Origin of the sequence: Mucilaginibacter lappiensis, from assembly GCF_900155965.1 — a bacterium.
Taxonomy (GTDB): domain Bacteria; phylum Bacteroidota; class Bacteroidia; order Sphingobacteriales; family Sphingobacteriaceae; genus Mucilaginibacter; species Mucilaginibacter lappiensis.
Genome location: NZ_FTMG01000007.1, coordinates 123,755 through 143,303, shown reverse-complemented (window position 1 = coordinate 143,303; position 19,549 = coordinate 123,755). Strand labels below are relative to the sequence as shown.

General features: G+C 43.5%; 15 protein-coding genes. 8 read left to right on the top strand and 7 right to left on the bottom strand.

Annotation, left to right across the window (positions count from 1 at the left end; genetic code table 11):
- Position 1: 1 nt before the first annotated feature.
- Positions 2-472 carry a PTS sugar transporter subunit IIB gene (locus BW976_RS14940; protein WP_076374114.1) on the bottom strand — a complete coding sequence of 157 codons (471 nt, stop codon included), beginning with the start codon at positions 470-472 and terminating at the stop codon, positions 2-4.
- Positions 465-869, bottom strand: coding sequence for a PTS sugar transporter subunit IIA (locus BW976_RS14935; protein ID WP_076374113.1), 405 nt, complete (start codon positions 867-869; stop codon positions 465-467). The genes BW976_RS14940 and BW976_RS14935 overlap by 8 nt, the downstream gene beginning before the upstream one ends.
- Before the next feature lie 481 nt (positions 870-1,350).
- Between BW976_RS14935 and BW976_RS14930 the strand changes: the two genes are divergently transcribed.
- From BW976_RS14930 to BW976_RS14920, 3 genes are all read left to right on the top strand, one after another.
- On the top strand, positions 1,351-4,326 hold the full coding sequence (locus tag BW976_RS14930; RefSeq protein WP_217696258.1) for a glycosyl hydrolase family 28-related protein: 2,976 nt from the start codon (positions 1,351-1,353) through the stop codon (positions 4,324-4,326).
- A 193-nt stretch (positions 4,327-4,519) separates the two neighbouring features.
- Positions 4,520-6,349 carry a glycoside hydrolase family 9 protein gene (locus BW976_RS14925; RefSeq protein WP_076374112.1) on the top strand — a complete coding sequence of 610 codons (1,830 nt, stop codon included), beginning with the start codon at positions 4,520-4,522 and terminating at the stop codon, positions 6,347-6,349.
- Between the two features lie 16 nt (positions 6,350-6,365).
- On the top strand, positions 6,366-7,490 hold the full coding sequence (locus BW976_RS14920) for a redoxin family protein (protein WP_076374111.1): 1,125 nt from the start codon (positions 6,366-6,368) through the stop codon (positions 7,488-7,490).
- A gap of 108 nt (positions 7,491-7,598) precedes the next feature.
- On the opposite strand, the gene BW976_RS14915 is transcribed toward BW976_RS14920, so the two are convergent.
- Together BW976_RS14915 and BW976_RS14910 are read right to left on the bottom strand one after the other, a co-directional pair.
- Positions 7,599-10,517, bottom strand: a complete 2,919-nt coding sequence (locus BW976_RS14915; RefSeq protein WP_076374110.1) for a two-component regulator propeller domain-containing protein — start codon at positions 10,515-10,517, stop codon at positions 7,599-7,601.
- Positions 10,518-11,340: 823 nt separating this feature from the next.
- Positions 11,341-12,111: a ThuA domain-containing protein gene (locus BW976_RS14910; RefSeq protein WP_076374109.1), complete on the bottom strand. Its 771-nt coding sequence runs from the start codon at positions 12,109-12,111 to the stop codon at positions 11,341-11,343.
- 176 nt (positions 12,112-12,287) lie between these two features.
- Here BW976_RS14910 and BW976_RS14905 point away from each other — a divergent pair, with 176 nt between their 5' ends.
- From BW976_RS14905 to BW976_RS14895, 3 genes are read left to right on the top strand one after another with little or no spacing between them, the layout of a single operon-like run.
- Positions 12,288-12,833, top strand: coding sequence for a DUF4468 domain-containing protein (locus BW976_RS14905; protein WP_076374108.1), 546 nt, complete (start codon positions 12,288-12,290; stop codon positions 12,831-12,833).
- A 30-nt stretch (positions 12,834-12,863) separates the two neighbouring features.
- Positions 12,864-13,634, top strand: a complete 771-nt coding sequence (locus BW976_RS14900; RefSeq protein ID WP_076374107.1) for a ThuA domain-containing protein — start codon at positions 12,864-12,866, stop codon at positions 13,632-13,634.
- A 43-nt stretch (positions 13,635-13,677) separates the two neighbouring features.
- The gene (locus BW976_RS14895) at positions 13,678-14,391 is read left to right on the top strand and encodes a ThuA domain-containing protein (protein ID WP_217696257.1); all 714 of its coding nucleotides are present in this window, start codon (positions 13,678-13,680) and stop codon (positions 14,389-14,391) included.
- Positions 14,392-14,495: 104 nt separating this feature from the next.
- On the opposite strand, the gene BW976_RS14890 is transcribed toward BW976_RS14895, so the two are convergent.
- From BW976_RS14890 to BW976_RS14880, 3 genes are all read right to left on the bottom strand, one after another.
- Positions 14,496-15,650, bottom strand: a complete 1,155-nt coding sequence (locus tag BW976_RS14890) for a glycoside hydrolase family 18 protein (protein ID WP_076374105.1) — start codon at positions 15,648-15,650, stop codon at positions 14,496-14,498.
- A gap of 35 nt (positions 15,651-15,685) precedes the next feature.
- Complete coding sequence (locus BW976_RS14885) at positions 15,686-16,858, bottom strand: DUF5009 domain-containing protein (RefSeq protein ID WP_076374104.1); 1,173 nt, start codon at positions 16,856-16,858, stop codon at positions 15,686-15,688.
- 376 nt (positions 16,859-17,234) lie between these two features.
- On the bottom strand, positions 17,235-17,669 hold the full coding sequence (locus BW976_RS14880) for a hypothetical protein (protein ID WP_076374103.1): 435 nt from the start codon (positions 17,667-17,669) through the stop codon (positions 17,235-17,237).
- A gap of 352 nt (positions 17,670-18,021) precedes the next feature.
- Between BW976_RS14880 and BW976_RS14875 the strand changes: the two genes are divergently transcribed.
- Both BW976_RS14875 and rlmF read left to right on the top strand, forming a co-directional pair.
- Positions 18,022-18,492 (top strand): pyrophosphohydrolase domain-containing protein, encoded by a 471-nt coding sequence (locus tag BW976_RS14875; RefSeq protein WP_221283360.1) that lies wholly within the window; start codon positions 18,022-18,024, stop codon positions 18,490-18,492.
- A gap of 21 nt (positions 18,493-18,513) precedes the next feature.
- A complete protein-coding gene (gene rlmF / locus BW976_RS14870; RefSeq protein ID WP_076374102.1) occupies positions 18,514-19,482 on the top strand; it encodes a 23S rRNA (adenine(1618)-N(6))-methyltransferase RlmF in 969 nt (322 codons plus the stop codon).
- Positions 19,483-19,549 lie beyond the last annotated feature (67 nt).

Here is a 19,549-nt window from a genome sequence, read left to right as displayed (position 1 = left end):
TTTAAATCAGGGTTTCTATAGGGGTTCTGTTGTCAGTTGGTACCTGCCTTACTTCCAGTTCAATGCCTTTAGTCAGGAGATCACGGATAATGGCTATATCGTCATCTGTAACCGCCAGTGCCTTGGCTATGGAACGTGCACCTTCTTTGGTACGGATGCCGCCGAAATTAATGCTCTTTATCTCGCTTACACCTGCAGCCAGTGTTGCGGCATCTTTTACCGAATTCACCAGTACCAGTATTTTCATGCTCTGTCCGCGCGGATCATTCAAAAATGTAATGGCATCGGCCAATGTTTTGATGAGTAGTTTGGCTGCGGCAGGTTTGGCGAGGCCCAGGGTCATCTTCAAAAATTCGTCGGTGGCGGCCTTGTCATTGGCTACCAGCAGGCAATCGGCGCCCAGGGCGGGTGTCCAGGTCATGGCAACCTGTCCGTGTACCAGTCTGTCGTCAATGCGGGTTAGCTTAATCATTTTGTTGTGTTATCAATTTGTTTACATATACCATTTGTTCTTTAGCATTAACAATGGCTTCTTCTATTACCTCCATAACCGGAGTGCCGGCATCGCCCATAATAACCTCAATTAACAAAGGCAGATTAAAGCCAGATACGATATGCACATTATCTTTCAATGCTTCGCGCATCATAATATTATTGACGCTGCCGCCCAGCAGGTCGGTAAATATCACCAGCTCGTCATCAGCGGTAATATGCGTTAACACAGTAGCCAGTTCATCTTCTACGCTGATATGATCATCCAGGTAAGCCTGAATCAGGAATACGTTATCGGTTTCACCAATGATCATATTTACTGATGACTGTATACCTTTCGCAAACGCCCCGTGGGTGGCAATTAAGAACTTTCTCATCTATACTTATATTAAAATCCCAGTGATCTTTTACCCTCAAAAAGAGCGATCTGTAGGGCCAGTAAATCAAAAATTTTAAATAAAATAAGCAATGCGACCGTATGCTTATCCAGGTTATAACACTTTGCAAGTATGCTATAAAGTTAAACCATTTTATAGTTTTAGTGCCCTACATTACCACTACTACAAACTGAAAATGATGATATTAACACGCTTTTAAGGAGTAAAACCCCATAGTGCCGGTACTACAGAAAAAATCCGAAACAACCCCGATGAAGGATGAGCCGGGGCCGTCTTCCAATTCTTTGTAACTAATTTGATATAATATCCTGCTGCCGATATTGGTAGTGGTGATGTAGTGCTGGTAAAATAGCACTTGGGAAAACTAATATCGAGCTTTGTTCAGGCCGATTAATGCCGCCTTATATCCTGTTATATTCAAATATCAATTGTGATACCTTATCTAAAAATAATACCAACTGTGAAGAAGTTCTTTTTATTGACTCTTTTTATACCACTAATTTATCATTGTGGCTTTGCCCAAAAGCCGGATGTGCCATTTGGAGCCGCCAGGTCATTTTATCAGCAACGTTTGGATGATCAAGAAGCGGTTTACTTTACTCCCGATAAATATCCTATTAAAGCTGATGGGAAAACCGATGTATCTGATGCTTTGCAACAAGCCATCAAAGACCTGAAGGATAAAAATAATTTTGGCGTGCTGTTTATTCCCGAAGGAAAATACTTGATCAGTAAAACCATATTTGTGCCACGGGCCATCCGCCTGATAGGTTATGGTAAAAATCGTCCGGTTATTATATTGGCCAAAAAATCGCCGGGTTTCCAGGTGGCTGATACCACGGATAAGGGCAACGCTAAATATATGTTCTGGTTTGTAAATAATATATCCAAACCGGGCGAAGAGGTATCTGACGCGGGAGCATCTACCTTCTATAGTGCGCTCTCTAATATCAATCTGAAAATAGAGGATGGTAATCCCGTGGCGGTGGCATTGCGCACACATTATGCCCAGCATAGTTTTATAGCCCATGCCGATATTGATGCGGGTAAGGGCAAGGCGGGCATGTTTGATGTGGGTAATGAGATGGAGGACGTCCGTTTTTTTAACGGTGATTATGGCATCCTGACCACCAAACCGTCCCCCGGCTGGCAGTTTATGATGGTGGATACCTATTTTGAAGGTCAGCGTAAAGCTGCCATCAGTACCCAGGAGGCCGGCTTAACCATTGTGCGGATGCACGTAAAAAATGTGCCTACGGTGATCGAGATCCACCCTAATTATCATGAAAAATTACTTGTGGAGGATAGCAGGTTTGACCATGTGACCGGTCCGGCTGTTATCATCAGTAATGAGGATAATGCCTTTAACCAGATCAGCCTGCGCAATGTGGATTGCCGCGATGTAAAGGTACTGGCCAGCTATCGCCGTAGCAAAACAACAACAGCAGGCGGAGGCGCCATCTACAAAGTAAAAAACTTTATATACGGTTTGCAGATGGATAACCTGAAGACTGACCCGGTATATAAAACCATAAAGGAAATTCAACCATTGTCGGCCTTCCCGCCGCCAGCCAAAAAAGACATTCCGGATTTTCCGGCGATAGGTACCTGGGCTAACCTGCAAACACTGGGTGCCAAAGGTGATGGCGAAACGGATGATACCAAAGCCATACAGGATGCTATTGACAAATACCTTGCTATTTATGTGCCATCGGGAAAATATCGAATCACCGAAACTTTAAAACTAAAGCCAAATACGGTGCTGATCGGTTTGAATCCTATTGCTACACAGATCTTGCTGAAAGATAATACACAGGCCTTCGGAGGTTTTGGCGGACCTGTGCCGATGATCGAAACGAGCAAGGGCGGCAGCAATATTGTCACCGGTATAGGTTTATCCTCAGGTCGTATCAACCCGAGAGCTGTAGCCTGCAAATGGATGGCCGGTGAAAATTCCTACCTGAACGATGTGAAATTTTTGGGCGGCCATGGTGGTATGAACAAGCCGGGAGAGCAAACAGGTCCGGGTTTGTATAAGGGTAATGACAGTGATATGTGGGACACTCAATACTGGAGCCTTTGGATAACCGATGGCGGTGGCGGCACGTTTAAAAATATCTGGAGCGCTAATACCTATGCTACTGCCGGGGCTTATGTTTCCAATACCAGCACGCCAGGGCGTATTTACGCCTTATCGGTAGAGCACCATGTACGCAACGAAGTGCGTTTTAATCAAGTAAGCAACTGGAAAGTATACGCCCTGCAACTGGAAGAGGAGAGCCGGGAAAGCACCGAATGCCAGCCGCTGGAACTGGAGAATTGTGCGGATATGACTTTCGCCAACCTGTATATGTTTAGGGTGATCAGGGTCAATAAGCCTTATCCATACTCCATCCGCAGCTGGAACAACAAAAACGTAGAATTGCTCAATGTGCATAATTACAGCCAGATCAAATATACCACTACCGATCCGCTATATGATATCGGTACCAATGTTACTGTTCGTCCCTGGGAGTTTACGCGTTTGGTGATTAACAGTGCTACAACAACCAGCGAGCAACCTGCTCAGGGCAATGTACAAAAGCTGGCCTCGGGTTTTGAATTTGCTAATAGCCTTTGTACGGATAGCAAGGGTAACGCCTATTTTAGCGAAGCCCGGATGCGTCGAATTTATAAATGGGATGTCAATACAAAAACCATTAGTCTACCGGCCGATTATCCCTGGGAACCGCTTTCACTGGCTTGCGATAAGAATGATAATCTGCTGGTAGTATTTAAATATGTACCCAAACCCGGCTATTTAATTGATGGTAAGCCCGAAATATTTAATAATCCACCAGATGCTGGGGGGACTTCCTTTAGCGGTTGGGGTAACTCGGGCTTTGGTAGTTTGGTGTACTCGGTAAATACCGACAAACCCGACGAGAGTATCAAATTGCTGAAGAAAGAAGCTATGCCAACCGACAAAACTATTTACCAGGCACTTTACCCGGCACACCGCTGGCGCGATTTTCATGATTTTAATACCGTATCCGTTAATAAAGCCACCGAGTGCTGGGTAGCGCCCGATGGAGTTACCATTATACCGGCGGTATATGACCTGGCCCGTTCAAGCACCTTGGTTGCTGCTTATCCTGGCAAACCGGTTTATACTACCGATGAATATGATAAGCGTACGGTACAGCTCAACGTAAGTGCCGATGGCTATCTGAGCGATCTGAAATATTTTGCCGAACGTGGTGAATTTGATTCGGCGGTTGACGCAAAGGGGAATGTGTATATAGCCGATGGACAGGTTTACGAGTACGATAGCGCTGGCAAGCAGATTGGCGTGATCAAAGTGCCCGAACGCCCTACTTCCCTTGCTTTTAGTACAGATGGGAAAACGTTGTACGTTACCGGACATAACGCTTTGTATTCGGTGGCTATTGATTGATATAACGCGCAGTTAAATTCCCTCCCTCGGGAAGGGGCACGCTGATATGTGTAATGGCAGGGAGGGGTTTATACGACCTGTATCACGAATAAACCCCTCCCTACACTCCCAGGGTAAGGAATCGCACGGGCCAACGCTTTAAAACCGTGCAATTGTTTTTATAAATTTATATAACACATTTAATACCCAATTCATGAATAAAACAACATACCGTTTCCTAATCTTTCTACTGGCTCTGTTCCCGACTGTGGCTTTTGCCCAACAAGTTAAAATAGTAGCCAACCAGGTAGGTTATGAAGACACCAAAGCCAAAAAAGCCATCGTGGTGACAGACAAGGCGTACCCCATCACAACGTTCCAATTAATTGACGCAGATGGTAAAGTAGTACTTTCTGGCAAACCGGTTTATAGTGGTAAAGTGGCAGGGTGGAAAAAATACGAATTTTATACACTCGATTTTAGCGGGTTCAATACAGATGGTACTTACCACATTGAGGTGGCGTTAGCCGGCAAGAGAATCAGTTCCTATCCATTTAAAATCGGGAAGAATGTATTGGAGCAGGCTACGCTATCAGATGTAGTGTATTACTTTAAAGGGCAGCGCAGTGCCGGCGAAATTGATAAGGCCGATCACCATTTATTGCTGGCTGGCAGAACCCAGAACACTATTGATGCCCATGGTGGTTGGTATGATGCTACCGGCGATTATGGCAAACATTTTTCGCATTTGTCTTTCTCCAATTATTTTAATCCGCAGCAGATACCACTGGTGGTATGGAGCTTGTTGAAAACTAAAGAGATCCTCGATAAAAAAACAACTACCGATTTCAGGCAGATCAACCGCCGTATTTTGGATGAAGCTATTTATGGAGCCGATTACCTGGTGCGGATGCAGGCAAAAAATGGTTCTTTTTACCGATCGGTATCGGCACCCGGTCCGGGTAAGCTGGCTAAGGATAGGGTGATCCGCGCTGAAGACGCGTCCTATCGTATCAAACAAACCAAAGATCAGCCCTTTAGCAATAGTTCAGCAAATAAGGACTGGCACCGCTATCAAACCAGCTATCGCTCGGGTGGGGGTATGGCCATTGCCGCGTTGGCCATGGCATCAACTTTCAAAGTAAATGGTGACTTTACCAGCGAACAATACTTACAGGCCGCTGAAAACGCTTTCCAATTTCTGGAAGCCAACAATAAGCTGATGACTTTTGATAGCCGCGAGAATATTTTAGATGATTATTGCGCCCTAAGCGCTGCCACCGAACTATATAAGGCCACCAAAAAGCCGGAATATTTAACAGCAGCGACCAAAAGGGCTAATAACCTGTTAAGCCGGCTATCTGCCTGGAAAAACTATCAGAACTATTGGAAGGCAGATAGTACCGACAGGCCATTCTTTCACCCTTCGGACGCGGGTCTGCCTGTTACCAGTTTGATCTATTATTATCCTTATGCTGACCAAGCCATGCAGGCATCTATCAAAAAAGCCATCAAAGCATCATTTGATTTTGAGTTGAAGGTGACCCATGAGGTCAATAATCCGTTCGGCTACAGTCGCCAATTGGTGCAGGATACCTTGGGCAACAGGCGTACATCGTTCTTCTTTCCGCAGGGCAGTGATGCCTCACCATGGTGGCAAGGTGAAAATGCCCGCCTATCTTCTATGGCTACAGCCGCACGATTGGCTGCCGGTTTATTTGCCGATGATAAAGCCTATCATGATCAGCTGGAAACTTTCGCGGTTGATCAGTTGAACTGGATTTTGGGCTTGAACCCTTTTGATGCCAGTATGCTGCAGGGTACCGGACACAATAACCCGGCGTACGGTTTCTTTGGTACGTTTGAGTATACCAACGCTCCCGGCGGTATTGTAAACGGTGTTACCGGGGGCCTGAATGACGAAAATGATATCGATTTTAATTTATCCTATGCACAGATCCATAAAGATTACGACTGGCGCTGGGCCGAGCAATGGCTGCCGCACACCGCCTGGTACTTATTGGCTGTAGCCATACATGAATAATTAGCTGAGGAAGAGTATGAAAAAAAATGATTTGATAATCCTGGTTGCTTTAATGTTATTGTCGCAATTTACCTTTGCACAGGTAACCCATACTACCTTGGCTATAGGCGTCACAGCACCCGATTTTAGTTTGCCAGGTATCGACGGCAAGACATATACATTGCAGTCGTTCAAAGATGCCAAGGTGTTGGTTGTGGTGTTTATATGCAACCATTGCCCAACATCGCAAGCCTATGAGGATAGGCTGGTGAAACTGACCAGCGATTATGCGCCTAAAGGTGTAAAAGTAGTGGCTATCAATCCGAACAACCCTGCCTCCTTGCGTTTGGATGAATTGGGTTACAGTGATCTGGGCGATTCTTTTGCCGATATGAAGGTACGTGCCAAAGACCGGCACTTTAATTTCCCCTATTTGTATGATGGTGCAACGGAAATCACCAGTAATAAATACGGTCCGGTGGCTACGCCGCACATTTTTATATTTGATAAGGACAGGAAATTGCGCTACAACGGTCGCATTGACGATATGGAGAATCCGGCCAAAACACCCCGATCTTTAGATGCCCGCAACGCTATAGATGCGGTATTGGCAGGTAAAGAAGTAGCTACTCCGGTAACCAAAACCTTTGGCTGCTCCATCAAATGGGCCGAAAAACAGGACTGGATCCAGAAAGCTGCCGTAACCTGGGCCAATGAGCCCGTAAAACTGGACACCATTGATGCAACAGGTATTGCTAACCTGGTAAAAAACAAAAGTGATAAGCTAAGATTGATTAACTTATGGGCCACCTGGTGCGGCCCTTGTGTAGCGGAATTTCCAGAACTGGTAACTATCATGCACCTGTATCGCGACCGTGGACTGGAACTGGTGACTATCAGCGCCGATGATCCATCGCGCAAGGATAAAGCCCTGAGTTTTTTGAACGGCAAACAGGCATCTGGCCCCAACTACATTTATACCGGCGATGATAAATACAAAATGATTGAAGCCGTTGACCCGAAGTGGGATGGCGCGCTGCCGTACACCATGCTGGTTGATCCGGATGGTAAAGTTGTTTACGGTAAACAAGGCATCATCAATCCCGAAGAACTTAAAAAGATCATTTGGGATGATCCTACGATGGGGAGGATTTATAAGTAACTGAACTATGTCATTGCGAGCACAGCGTGGCAATCTCCTCGCGTTCTCGTCGGTAAGAATAGCTACGAGATTGCTTCGTCGTTCCTCCTCGCAATGACATATTTTAATTTACTTCGTTATATCAATCAAAAAATCATACAAATTTACCTCCGTAGCTAAGCCCAGTTTTTTACGCACACGATACCGGCTGATCTCGACGCCCTTGAGCGAAATGTTCATGAGCTGCGCTATTTCTTTAGAGGTAAGGTTAAGCCGTAGATAGGCACATAATTTCAGGTCGGTGGGGCTAAGCCCGGGGAACCGGGTTTTCATGATGGAAAGAAAATTGTTATGTACCTGGTCAAAGTAAATGGCGAAATGGTTCCAGTCGTCGTCCTTTTTTTCGGTATCGGTTACCAGTTTAAAAACATTCCGGAATTCGTGGGTCAAATCGGGCATGTTTACTTTTTTAATGGCCGCTACCAGCTCTTCGCGAATATTGAGCAGGATACGGCCGCGCTCCACCAGGTGCATGGTAATGGTGGCCAGCTCCTTGTTTTTATAGTTTAATTCCGATTCCAGGTTGTTATTTTTCAGGGCCATGATCTCTTTCTCGTTCCTGTCAAGCTCCAGGCTGTGCAGATAACTCAGGCGGCGTTGTTCTTCCTCATGTTTTTGCTGGTGTAGATCGAAGCGTTTTCGCTGTTCTTTCATCGCTAAATAAATGGCGAAAACTACCAGTAAAAGATAAAAAAGATAGGCCCAGGTAGTTTGGTACCAGGCCGGATCTACCACAAAGGTATAACTAACCGGGGTAGAGGCATTGCCCAGGTTGTTACGTACCCTTACGGAAAAAGTATATCGACCATAAGGTAAATTTGTATAGTCCTTCTCGGTTTTTACCGACCATTTTGACCACTCGCTATCAAAGCCTTCTAGCTTGTAGGAAAACTCCTCATTGCTTTTTTGCGCAAACAGGGTAGAAGAGTATTCAAAATGAAAAGAGTTCCAGTGGTTGGATAAAGTAACGATCTGTTTTTTACCTTGAACACCAGCCACGTCGTTATCCTTCATAAAGTAACCGCCAAATATCAAACTGTCCTTTTCGGCAATAGCTTTTACGGTGGTTAGTAACACATTTAGCTTAGTTTCTGACTGAACATATTGCCTGTAATTTAAATGAAATACGCCATTGTTGGAACCTATGAAAATGTTTTCCTTATCATACGGATAAATGTAACCGGCACCCTTCACAGTTTGTCCGGCCAGCTCAGGAAAGTAGATCACCGTGTAGGGCTGGCTGCTTGATGGTTTACTAAAATCTATAACCCCAACCCGCTGATTACTGATAAACCAGATATTACCTGTAGAATCGGCAGTTAAATGTTCTATGTAGGTATTGCCCAAAGCCGGTTTGTAAAATGCCGATGGTGCAAATTTATTTTGACGGTTATTATATTCATACACACCCTTCTCCGTAGCTACCAGAACCTTGCCCCGAAGAAAATAAACATGATTATTCATTACCGAAGGCAAACCGTTACGATCAGTATATTGGGTATAGCGGATGATCTTCCTTCTGTCGGCAGATAGCTGTATCTTATAAACGCCCCGGTAGGAGTGCGAGGCCCATATCACATGATCGTCATTGTCTTTCGCCAACGTAGGTAACGATTCATACAAGGCTTCCATTTTAGCGCCAGCTGTGAAATCATTGCCATTGTTTTTGATCAATTGCAAGCCGGTATAAGTTCCGGCTATAATATCATGCGAAGAAGGAATAGGCAGAAACCTCCAGGCACCTTCCCGGTTGGTGATCTGTTTTACACGGTTATAATCAACTACTAAAGCGCCATCCTCGTGCCCAACCAACAGGTTGTGGTTTATTTCGCGGAGGCTCCATACCTGGCCCTTGGTATTTTCCACTTCCGTAAATACACCCTTATTGTTGCTGATATCATTTTGCCGGGCATCAAGCGGAACGTTGTATAGTCCGTTTGAGGTACCGATGAACAGCTTGTTGTTAAACACACTTACCGCATTGCTTTTTAACTGGTTATCCTTGTTGGCATAAATACGTTTAACTGATGTGTTATAGTTAATGAAATCAATGCCGCTTTCCAAGCCGAGCCACAGGTTCTTGTCGCGGTCAAGCAGGAGGCCTAATACGTTGTTATTTTGCAGCCCTTCGTTATTCGAAAACCTTTCTACCACGTTTCCTTTGCCATCAATAATGATCAAACCACGGGCTTTGGTACCTATGGCATAGCGATCATCGCCTATTTTTTTGGCGCAGTTAACCAGGTCGTTTTGTAAAATAGGGTCAATGGCGGTAGGTTTTTTTATTAAGGTTGATCCGGTGAATAAAAACAAACCTTGTTTCAACGTAGTAAGCAGCACCGTATCGCGGTTATAATCCATCACCCCGGTAATGTGCAGACTGGCAGTTTGTAACTGGGTACGACAGGGCTGCCATTGATAATCCTTAAAAAACATCAGTCCTTCATCCTTATCCTCGGCAAAAAGTTGTGACCCCGCTTTTGATAACAAGCGCCAGCCGCCGGGTGCATCGAATGTTTTGATCTCGTTGTTATTATATTCAAAAACACACTCAATGGTGCGGAAGAATACCTCGTTTTTAAACAGCACAATGCTCCATATATCGGCAAACTGTCTGGCCTTTTGCGGCATGAGGTGTTTAATGGAATGATATTTCAGGATACCGTTTGCATCGGGAAAAAAGTAGCCTATCTCGTCCTGCCCGCCAACAAATATCTTTCCATCAGGGTCAATGGCTAAAGCCTTGATGGTGCCTTTGTTGGGTAGGGGATATATTTTCCAATAGCTGCCGTCAAAAGTTAAAAGTCCGTCGTTATTGGCAAAATAAAGGATGCCATTACGGTCCTGCTTTACATCCCATACCTCGGTACTGGCATTGTAATCGGTATGCGTGTAGTTTTTAATGGCGGGTATACCAATGGTAGTTTGTGCCGCAGCTGCAAAAACTAAAGCATGGCAAATAATAATCAATAGTATGATTTTCTTCATCAACAAAGCTTTCCCCGAAGGGTATTTTAAAATGTTTTATAAAACCGGCAGTACAAGGTGAGCTCGGTAATTGGATTAAAAAGGTAATTTAAAAAACATTTTAATATAAAGGGTAAATGTTTTGTTTGTAGTGGAGGTATATATCGATTTTTAACGGTAGTAAGTTTGTTTGAAGGTTTTTGTAGTGTTAATGTAGAGGTGGCCTGCATTGGTATTATTGGCACCCTTCGACGGAGCAGCATGCCATCCATCAAAAGAGCCAGAGCCCTGTGTGATTCCTTCCCTTGGGAAGGGGCAATGTCATTAAGTTAAGCACATGGAGCCCCCCTAAATCCTCCCCGGTAGGGAGGACTTTAAAAAATTGAAGCTAAGTCTCCCCTTCCGGGGGAGATTATTACATGAGGGCTTCGCCGTTTAGAGGGGGCTTTTGCGGAATTGCTTTTGCGTTTCCCCTTAACTTAATGACATTGCCCCTCCCGTGGTGAGGGAATTAAAAATGACTTTCTTAGGCCCCTTATCAAAATCTTTTGCTTTTATCATAGGAATCAACATAACACCTTTTTTGAACCACTGTTTTTTTATGGACTATTACCTCTATCGGGGACAGGTATTGAGAAGACAAAAACTATAAAAAGTCGGTTAACATAAATTGGACATAAAATTTCATAATTAATTGATTTTCAATTTAATAAATCAATGTTAACCATGAAAAGTATAAACCATGTAAACCCACTTTTGTAACCTATCAGGCAGTTCTTTCCCGGTTACATCCGAAGCTTATCTGCTTACAAAAAAGGAAAAAGTGTTTCCAATCGATAATTCACTAATTAAGCCTCGCCGCCCAAAATATCGTATTCCTCACCAAAGTAGTAAATGTACTGTCCTGGAAAAGTTCGGGGAAGTGTCCCATAGCTATATAGATGTTTTTTGCCTTGATGTGCTCGTTGGTCCATATTACCGGGTGATCACCCATTTTAATGGGTTTATCGGGTACATAGGTGCTCTCGTCAATGCTCGCCAACACGTGTACATTGGGGCGCGGACTTTTATTGTAAGTATACCATTCATCTTTGGTAGTGAACGATGCCGGTAGGCCGGCCATAATCGGGTGGTTTTTATCCTCTATGGTGAGCAGTGCAGTTGTGCCGCCGTGTATGGTATCCTTAAACTCAATACCGCCCATAAACTGGCAATACCATTGCCACATAGGGTAACCATCAAACACGCCCAGCAGGGTGGGGTGATGAAAACCCATCCAGCCGCCCTTGCCCTGTTCCAGGTATTCTGTAAAAGCCGCCTGGGCTTCTGGTCCCCAGGGGTAAGGTGGGTAATCCAGCTGGATGAATAATTGGTATTGCTTCAGAAAATCTTTGGTTATGGGTTTGGTATCGGTAATATAGTCAATCGTGAAATTACTATCGATAGCCAGTTTATCCAGCCATATTTTGGCGGCGGCATCAAACAGGGCATGGCCCCCGCCAACTTCGGCAATGGCAATGGCCCTGAAACGCGGGCGTTTGGTTTGTGCAGCACTGATGAGTGAGGTGCCAACGATGAGCAGCAAGATAACGGATGTAATTTTAAAAGTTTTCATAGTATGACCTTACGGTTTAGGTCGGGCAATTATAGGGGAAACTTTTTGTTCAAAAATGGCAATCCGTGTATCGTAGTGGTAAAGTAGGGCAGCCATAAAGGCTTTTTATAGACGCAAATTAAGATATTTGGTTGCTGTAGTGCCGCTGAGGTACTGCACTCTATTTTATCACCTGTATGAAAAAAATACTACTACTTGTTATCCTTTACTTTACGATAAACTGTTTAGCATTGCCATCTGTTGTATGGGCGCAAACAGATACTACCAAAATCGATATCCCTATGAAAAACGGGAAAGTAAATTATGAAAGCACCTCAAAAAATATTGCCGTTAAATCCGAATTGTTTCAGCGGGCGAGTAAATGGTTTGGCATGGTATTCCCCAATCAGTCGGAAGGTAATGCTGTTATTGATCAGCAAGCCGGAACTATTAATGGCATAGGGTTGTTTAAAGTGGTCACCAGCGACTCTGGGAACTACTACTGGTTAAAGTTCAATGTAACTATCACGGTAACCGATACCGGGTATATCTATCGCGCGTATAATTATTATGAAAAGCCGGTAGAAAAAGGCATCACCAATGAATACTCTAAAATTGAATATCGCTGGTGGGATTATCGCCGGGGCCATCCCTGGTCGGCAGAAGATAAAAAGTTGTTTACCGGTTTAAATAACAACTCACGTACGTTGCTGGCTTCGTTAAAAACCATCATGGATAAATAAAATCTTAGAAACATTATACTCAAAAAACGTATGAAAAAACTACTGTTGTTTATTTGCCTCGGCATTTTTATCTGCTTTAACCTCAACGCACAAACCAAGCACTTTAAAGTATTGGCCCTGTATGAGAACGGCGGGCACCATATTGAATTCTCCAAACGCGCCAAAGTATGGCTGGATAAACTGGCCACTGAAAAGGGTTTTACTATTGACTATATACAGAATACCGATAAAATCGACGACGCATTTTTGAGCCAATACCAATTGTTTTTGCAGCTGGATTACGTGCCCTATGCCTGGACAGACAAAGCCATGGCTGCCTTTCAAAAATACATTGATGAAGGTAAAGGTGGTTGGGTAGGTTTTCATCACGCTACGCTTTTGGGCGAGTTTGATGGCTATCATGAATGGCAATGGTTTTCGAACTTTATGGGGGGCATCACCTACAAAAACTATATCGCCACTTTTGCCAAAGGAAAGGTGAACGTAGAAGATAAAAAGCACCCGGTGATGAAAGGCGTTCCTGCATCTTTCCTGATACAACAGGAGGAGTGGTATACCTATGATAAAAGTCCGCGCCCCAATGTGCATGTGCTGGCCAGTGTTGATGAATCAACCTACGATCCGCAAGGCGATATCAAAATGGGCGATCACCCGGTGGTTTGGACAAACGAGCAGAAAAAGGCCCGTAATGTTTATATTTTCATGGGGCATTCGCCAAATCTGCTCGATAATCCGGCTTGGGTAAAACTGGTGACTAACGCCATTTTCTGGGCTGCAGGTAATAACACCAACATTAAATAACCATATGATGTTTAAAAAACTGTTTTGCCTACTTATAACGGTCATGTGCTGCACGGCAATATTTGCCCAGGGCGCTAAATTTAAAATGCTGGCACTTTATACCACCACGGTTGAATCGGATCATGTTGATTTTGCCAAGGATGCCATTAAGTATTTTACCGATCTGGCAGCTAAAGATGGCTTTGCTTTTGAGGCTACTACCAACTGGAAAAATTTGAATGATGATAACCTGAAAAACTATCATCTCATCATCTGGCTGAATGACTTTCCACAGAACGAAGAACAACGCGCCGCTTTTGTAAAATACATGGATAGGGGCGGCGCCTGGATCGGCTTTCATGTAGCGGGATATAACGACAATTACACCAAGTGGTCTTGGTTTGTGGGCTTTTTGGGTAGCGCTGTGTTTTATAATAACAGTTGGCCCCCGCTGCCGGCAAAGTTGGTGGTTGATGATACTAAACACCCGGTAACTCAAGGCATCCCTGCACATTTTGTATCGCCTATTAATGAGTGGTACGGATGGAAACCAAGTCCGCGGTTAAATAAGAATATTAAAGTTTTGGTAACGCTCGATCCAGCCAATTATCCTCTGGGTAAAAAAGATATTATCCGCGAGGGCGATATCCCGGTAGTGTGGACTAATACCAAATACAAAATGCTATACATTAACATGGGTCACGGCGACCAGATATTTACTTCTGATACCCAAAACAAACTGTTTGAAAACGCTGTGTTGTGGTTGGGGAGGAGGTAGAGAACTAATTTATTTATCATCCTGAGCGCAGCGAAGGATCTATTCGCCGATTTGCGTGTCGTAGATCAGATCCTTCACTCCGTTCAGGATGACAAGTCTCTTTTTTACTTAGTTTTCAATCTCGCGTCTATCTCATTAAGCAAGTATTCCTTTTTGTCATCGGCATATTCCCAAAACATCACCCCGGCCATTTTATGTTTGATGAGGTAATGACATTTGGCTTTTATAGACCATTCATCATCATATGATATAAACTGCTTGGTTGTGGCATTGAAGAGGTAGGGAGCATCGGCATTGCGGTCGCGGTAATATTTAAAACCATTGCGGTTCAGGAGGCTGTCTTTGATCAGCGTATAACCACCTACGTGCATATACTCTGCCCTTTTCATTCCCAGCCCATTCTGGGCAATATTCAGTACTTTCGAGGAACGGCCATAGAAAGCCACGCCTAATACCAATTTGCTGGCAGGCACACCTGCGGCAATATAATCGGATACAGCTTTATCGGCATAGTTTTCGGTTTGGTATTGTTTGGAGGCATACAGGTTGGTATGATGAACCGCTATACCCGAGCCATCCTGGAAATAATCATACGTCATGAGGTTTATATAGTCGAGGTATTGCTGTACTTTGTCCATTTCGGTATGCTCCAGAAAACGTTTAAAGCCACCCACAGCAGTGGTCAACAAAAGCTTTTTGTTGGTTTGTTTCTCCAGCGTATCCAAGTGTTTGCGTAACGATTTAAACATCAGCGTATAGTTCTCCTTGTCTTCCTTGCGGTATATATTACCAGTATTGCCACCCATAGCAGGATATTCCCAGTCAATGTCAACACCATCCAGATTGTATTTTTTGATGATAGCTACCGCACTGGCCGAAAAGGCCTCGCGGGCGGTGTCCGTTAATACAGCATCGGAGAAGTTTCCGCTCCAGGTCCAGCCACCTATTGATATAAGCACTTTAAGCGCAGGGTTACGCTTTTTAAGTAATACCAGGTTCCTGAAATTAATGGTATCGGTTTTTTCGTGACTTAAAAATGCCCGGTTATTTTTTACGTTTACAAAGGCATAATTAATATGGGTAAGCTTTTCGGGGTTCACCATTTCCATATTGGCTACGCCCTTATAGCCGCCAACGTACCCAATAATTACATACTTAGTAGCTTTTTGTGCTTTAAGCGTAATTGCGGGTAATAAAAATGGCAATAAACAAAGGATGGCTTTGGCCAGTATTTGTTTATGAAGTTTTAGGTTGATCATTTTATGATGAGGTTTAAGTATGGTATGATTATTTATTAAACTTTGAGTCTGATCCGCTTTTTTTCCATGAGTCCAACCAGCGCGATCAATATGAATGCGGTAGCCATGGAACGGGCCAGGCCAATAATACCTGAATTAAAAATATCCGGGTAATTGATATGGAAAAGCATCAACAGGAAAACCTGGAAATAAGGCATGAGGTAACAGGTGAGTGTGCTGGTGCCCGCTGGCCAGATCCATTTGAACCAGTTTTTTTTGCCTTTTACATCAACCAGGTATATCATTAATTCAAATACCAGGATAGTGATGCCGCTGCAAATGAATATCCAGGCCGGGGTGGAGCGGATCTTGGAGATGCCTTGAGTGTAAGGCCGTATCACCAGTCCCAGCACAATCAACAATACGCCGGTAAGTCCGAAAATAAGCCACATGCGCTGCGTTTTGCCCAACGAAACCAGGCGTGCGTATAACTCTGATATCACAATACCGCCCATAGTTAAACACAAGGAGGAGGCATCGCCAATGAGGAATAGTCTTTTGTGGATGATGCCGGTATGCCGGGCTATATTGATGGCCACAAATAATACCAGTACCAGAAAAAGAATATTCAGTTTTCCCTTGGCCAGCAGATAAACAATGGCGCATATGAGGTAAGCCCAGCCAATGATGCCCAGTATTCCCCACCATTCTGGGCGCATACCAGTAATTTCACCGTCGTCATTACCTTTATATATGATAGCCATGGCAATCAGTATGGCTATACCCAGGCCTGATAAGGCATATCTTTTGGCTTTTGCCATGGTTTCGGGATAATCCAGCCATATCAGGAAAAAAGCCAGGGTGATTAATATGGCCCAAAGTGGTTTAGGCAGCAGGGAAGTATCGCTGTAGCTTTCCAGGTTCACATGATAAAAACCCATGATCAGCAGCGCCGCGCTTCGGGTAAGTATATAAACTAAAATAGAGGAAAAAGAGTCGCCTTTGTTGAGCCTGTTTTTGATAGCAAAGGGTAACGATAAGCCCACAATGAACAAAAACGCAGGGAATATAGTATCGGCAAAACCCATGGCGTCGGCTTTACCTGGTGCATGATCTATCCATTCAGGGATATTTTTTACACCGCTGGCATCGTTAACAAATATCATCAGTAACATGGTGATGGCTCGCAGCACATCAATAGATAAAAGGCGTTTAGGTAACTGTTGCATTTAAACGGGTTTAACTGTGAAATATGAATAGGTATGGTACGTCTCTTAATTTTAAGTAATGCAGGCTTGCCTTCAGCAGATCAATAGACGAATTTATTTAAACAAATTTAGTTTTCATCGCCTGTAAGCAAAACTAAAGTAGAAACAAGCCGGATTATATTAATGAGGCACTACTTTACCACTACGATATTCAAAAACAAATAAGCTTCGGCCTATATGCTGATGTTAAAGGGCCGGTATCCGGATTCTGGAGAAGGGTGAATTGGGAATTTGAGGTATGTTCAGATAAGAGCATAGTAAAAAAAATAAGCAAGGCTCTGTTTGAGTCTTGCTTATTTTTGAGCATAGTTATGCCCTATATATGGCAATATAAAACTTACGCTTTTGGTGTAGTTACCTTTTTAGTTACTGTTTTTGCAGGAGCCGGTGCTGGTGTTGCAGCTGGTTTTTTTGCAGCAGCAACTTTCGGAGCAGTTACCTTTGGAGCAGCAACTTTCGGTGCGGCCACTTTTGGAGCAGCAACCTTTGGCGCTGGTGTAACAGAAGCTGTTTTAACAGCAGGTACAGCTGTTGTTGTCTTTTTTTCTTTTACGGTTTTAACAGCAGGAGCAGCGCTCTCTGCACCAATTTTTGCAGCTAATGTTTTAGCCAGGTTTTTTGAAGCTTTTTCAATAGCTTTGTTCACCTTTTTTAAATCTGATTCAAATTCGCCTACCACAGTTTTGATCTGGGCAAACAGTTTATCGTTCAATTGTTTCTTAAGTGTTTTGCGGGCCTCTTTTGCGGCGGTTTTATTTTTATCGTTTTTCATATTATTGGACAAGGAAATTCTGAAGTGTTTGTGAAATTATTTTTCGGCACAAAGCTAAGTTAATAAACAGTGATTTTAATATTATGTTTATGTTAATAAAGATAATCAATGTTAATTAATTATTAACAAGATAAATGAGCTATTGTGTTCATTTTTAAGTCTGTAGTATTAACTTTTAATATTAATTGTATATTATTAATCAGTGTAATTGGATTTGATGCTGATGAGGTTAATGAATATGTATGATATAAATGGTTGTATCAGACTATATTCTACTGTTTTGTGGACAATCATTTTTTGAAAGCTTTTGAGTTAATTGATAACTTAGCAGCGCTTATATTGTTTTCATACCATGATCAAAGATTTAAACTCATTAAACCAGGTAGCCGAATTTCATACCACCTTTAAACATCCCATTATTGCCGAGCCGGCTATCCCATCCAAGGAACGCAGCCAGTTGCGTATTGAACTGCTGGCCGAAGAGTTGAAGGAGCTTCAACAGGCCGTTGATGATAACAACCTGGTTGAAATAGCCGATGCTCTTTGCGATTTGCAATATGTACTGTCGGGTGCCGTGTTGGAATTTGGACTGGGTCAAAAATTTAAAGAGTTGTTTGACGAAGTACATCGCTCCAATATGAGCAAAGCCTGCAAAAGCATTGAGGAGGCTAACCAAACTATTGAGCACTACCGTAACACAGCCGGTACCGAATCGCACTATAAAGAGATTGACGGATTATTTTTGGTATATCGTACAGCAGATAACAAAACCCTGAAATCCATAAACTATTCACCTGCCAATCTGGGCAGCATTGTAGGATAAATCATTAATAAAATAAAGAACTTGCCAGAATCAGCCCCAAACCAACCCGAAGCAAAGGAAACCATGCACCCGCGTAACCAGCACCGCCTGGGATACGATTTTAAAGCGCTGATGAGGGCTACGCCAGCTTTACGGCCTTTTGTTACGGTAAATAAATACGATAATCAAACCATCAACTTTGCCAACCCCGAAGCAGTAAAAATGCTTAACAAAGCATTGTTGAAGCATCACTATCAAGTTGCTAAGTGGGATATTCCCGAGGATTATTTATGTCCGCCGATACCTGGTCGGGCCGATTATATCCACTATGTTGCCGATTTGCTGGCTACATCGAATGGTGGCGTTGTCCGGAAGGGTAAAAAGGTACGGGTGTTGGATATTGGTGTAGGCGCTAACTGTGTTTATCCTATTATTGGTGTGCAGGAGTACGGCTGGGGTTTTGTGGGGATAGATATTGACGAGGCAGCTATTGAATCGGCACAAAAAATCATTGACAGCAATGACCAGCTTAAAAATGCTGTTGAATTACGCCTGCAAAAGCATCGTGCAGATATTTTTGTATTTGCCATAAAACCCGGCGAGGTTTTTGACTTGACCATTTGCAATCCCCCATTTCATGCTTCTATCAAAGAGGCTGCCGAAGGCTCGCGCCGTAAATGGAATAACCTGGGCTTACAGAAGGCAAAAGGCAAAGAGGAACCATTACTAAACTTTGGTGGTCAAAATACCGAATTATGGTATCCCGGCGGCGAGGCCTCATTTTTAAAGGTGATGGCTACGCAAAGCACCAGGTTTGCCAAACAATGTTTATGGTTCACCTCGCTGGTATCCAAAAAAGAAAACCTGCGCGTTTTGTACAATGCCTTGCAAAAGGCCGGTGCCAAAGAAGTGCAAACGATCAATATGTCGCAAGGGCAAAAAGCTAGCCGTATCATGGCATGGACATTTTTTACGCCCGAAGAGCAGCAGCAGTGGGTTAAGAAAAGTTGATAAGTCCGTCATTGCGAGATACGAAGCAATCTCTATATCGTACAGAGGACTCTGTAAGTCGGGGATT

What these genes read in the sequence shown, in the direction of transcription:
- BW976_RS14940 (WP_076374114.1), bottom strand. Translation starts at nt 472, where the DNA reads ATGATTAAGCTAACCCGCATTGACGACAGACTGGTACACGGACAGGTT.
- BW976_RS14935 (WP_076374113.1), bottom strand. Translation starts at nt 869, where the DNA reads ATGAGAAAGTTCTTAATTGCCACCCACGGGGCGTTTGCGAAAGGTATA.
- BW976_RS14925 (WP_076374112.1), top strand. Translation starts at nt 4,520, where the DNA reads ATGAATAAAACAACATACCGTTTCCTAATCTTTCTACTGGCTCTGTTC.
- BW976_RS14920 (WP_076374111.1), top strand. Translation starts at nt 6,366, where the DNA reads ATGAAAAAAAATGATTTGATAATCCTGGTTGCTTTAATGTTATTGTCG.
- BW976_RS14915 (WP_076374110.1), bottom strand. Translation starts at nt 10,517, where the DNA reads ATGAAGAAAATCATACTATTGATTATTATTTGCCATGCTTTAGTTTTT.
- BW976_RS14910 (WP_076374109.1), bottom strand. Translation starts at nt 12,111, where the DNA reads ATGAAAACTTTTAAAATTACATCCGTTATCTTGCTGCTCATCGTTGGC.
- BW976_RS14905 (WP_076374108.1), top strand. Translation starts at nt 12,288, where the DNA reads ATGAAAAAAATACTACTACTTGTTATCCTTTACTTTACGATAAACTGT.
- BW976_RS14900 (WP_076374107.1), top strand. Translation starts at nt 12,864, where the DNA reads ATGAAAAAACTACTGTTGTTTATTTGCCTCGGCATTTTTATCTGCTTT.
- BW976_RS14895 (WP_217696257.1), top strand. Translation starts at nt 13,678, where the DNA reads ATGTGCTGCACGGCAATATTTGCCCAGGGCGCTAAATTTAAAATGCTG.
- BW976_RS14890 (WP_076374105.1), bottom strand. Translation starts at nt 15,650, where the DNA reads ATGATCAACCTAAAACTTCATAAACAAATACTGGCCAAAGCCATCCTT.
- BW976_RS14885 (WP_076374104.1), bottom strand. Translation starts at nt 16,858, where the DNA reads ATGCAACAGTTACCTAAACGCCTTTTATCTATTGATGTGCTGCGAGCC.
- BW976_RS14880 (WP_076374103.1), bottom strand. Translation starts at nt 17,669, where the DNA reads ATGAAAAACGATAAAAATAAAACCGCCGCAAAAGAGGCCCGCAAAACA.
- BW976_RS14875 (WP_221283360.1), top strand. Translation starts at nt 18,022, where the DNA reads ATGATCAAAGATTTAAACTCATTAAACCAGGTAGCCGAATTTCATACC.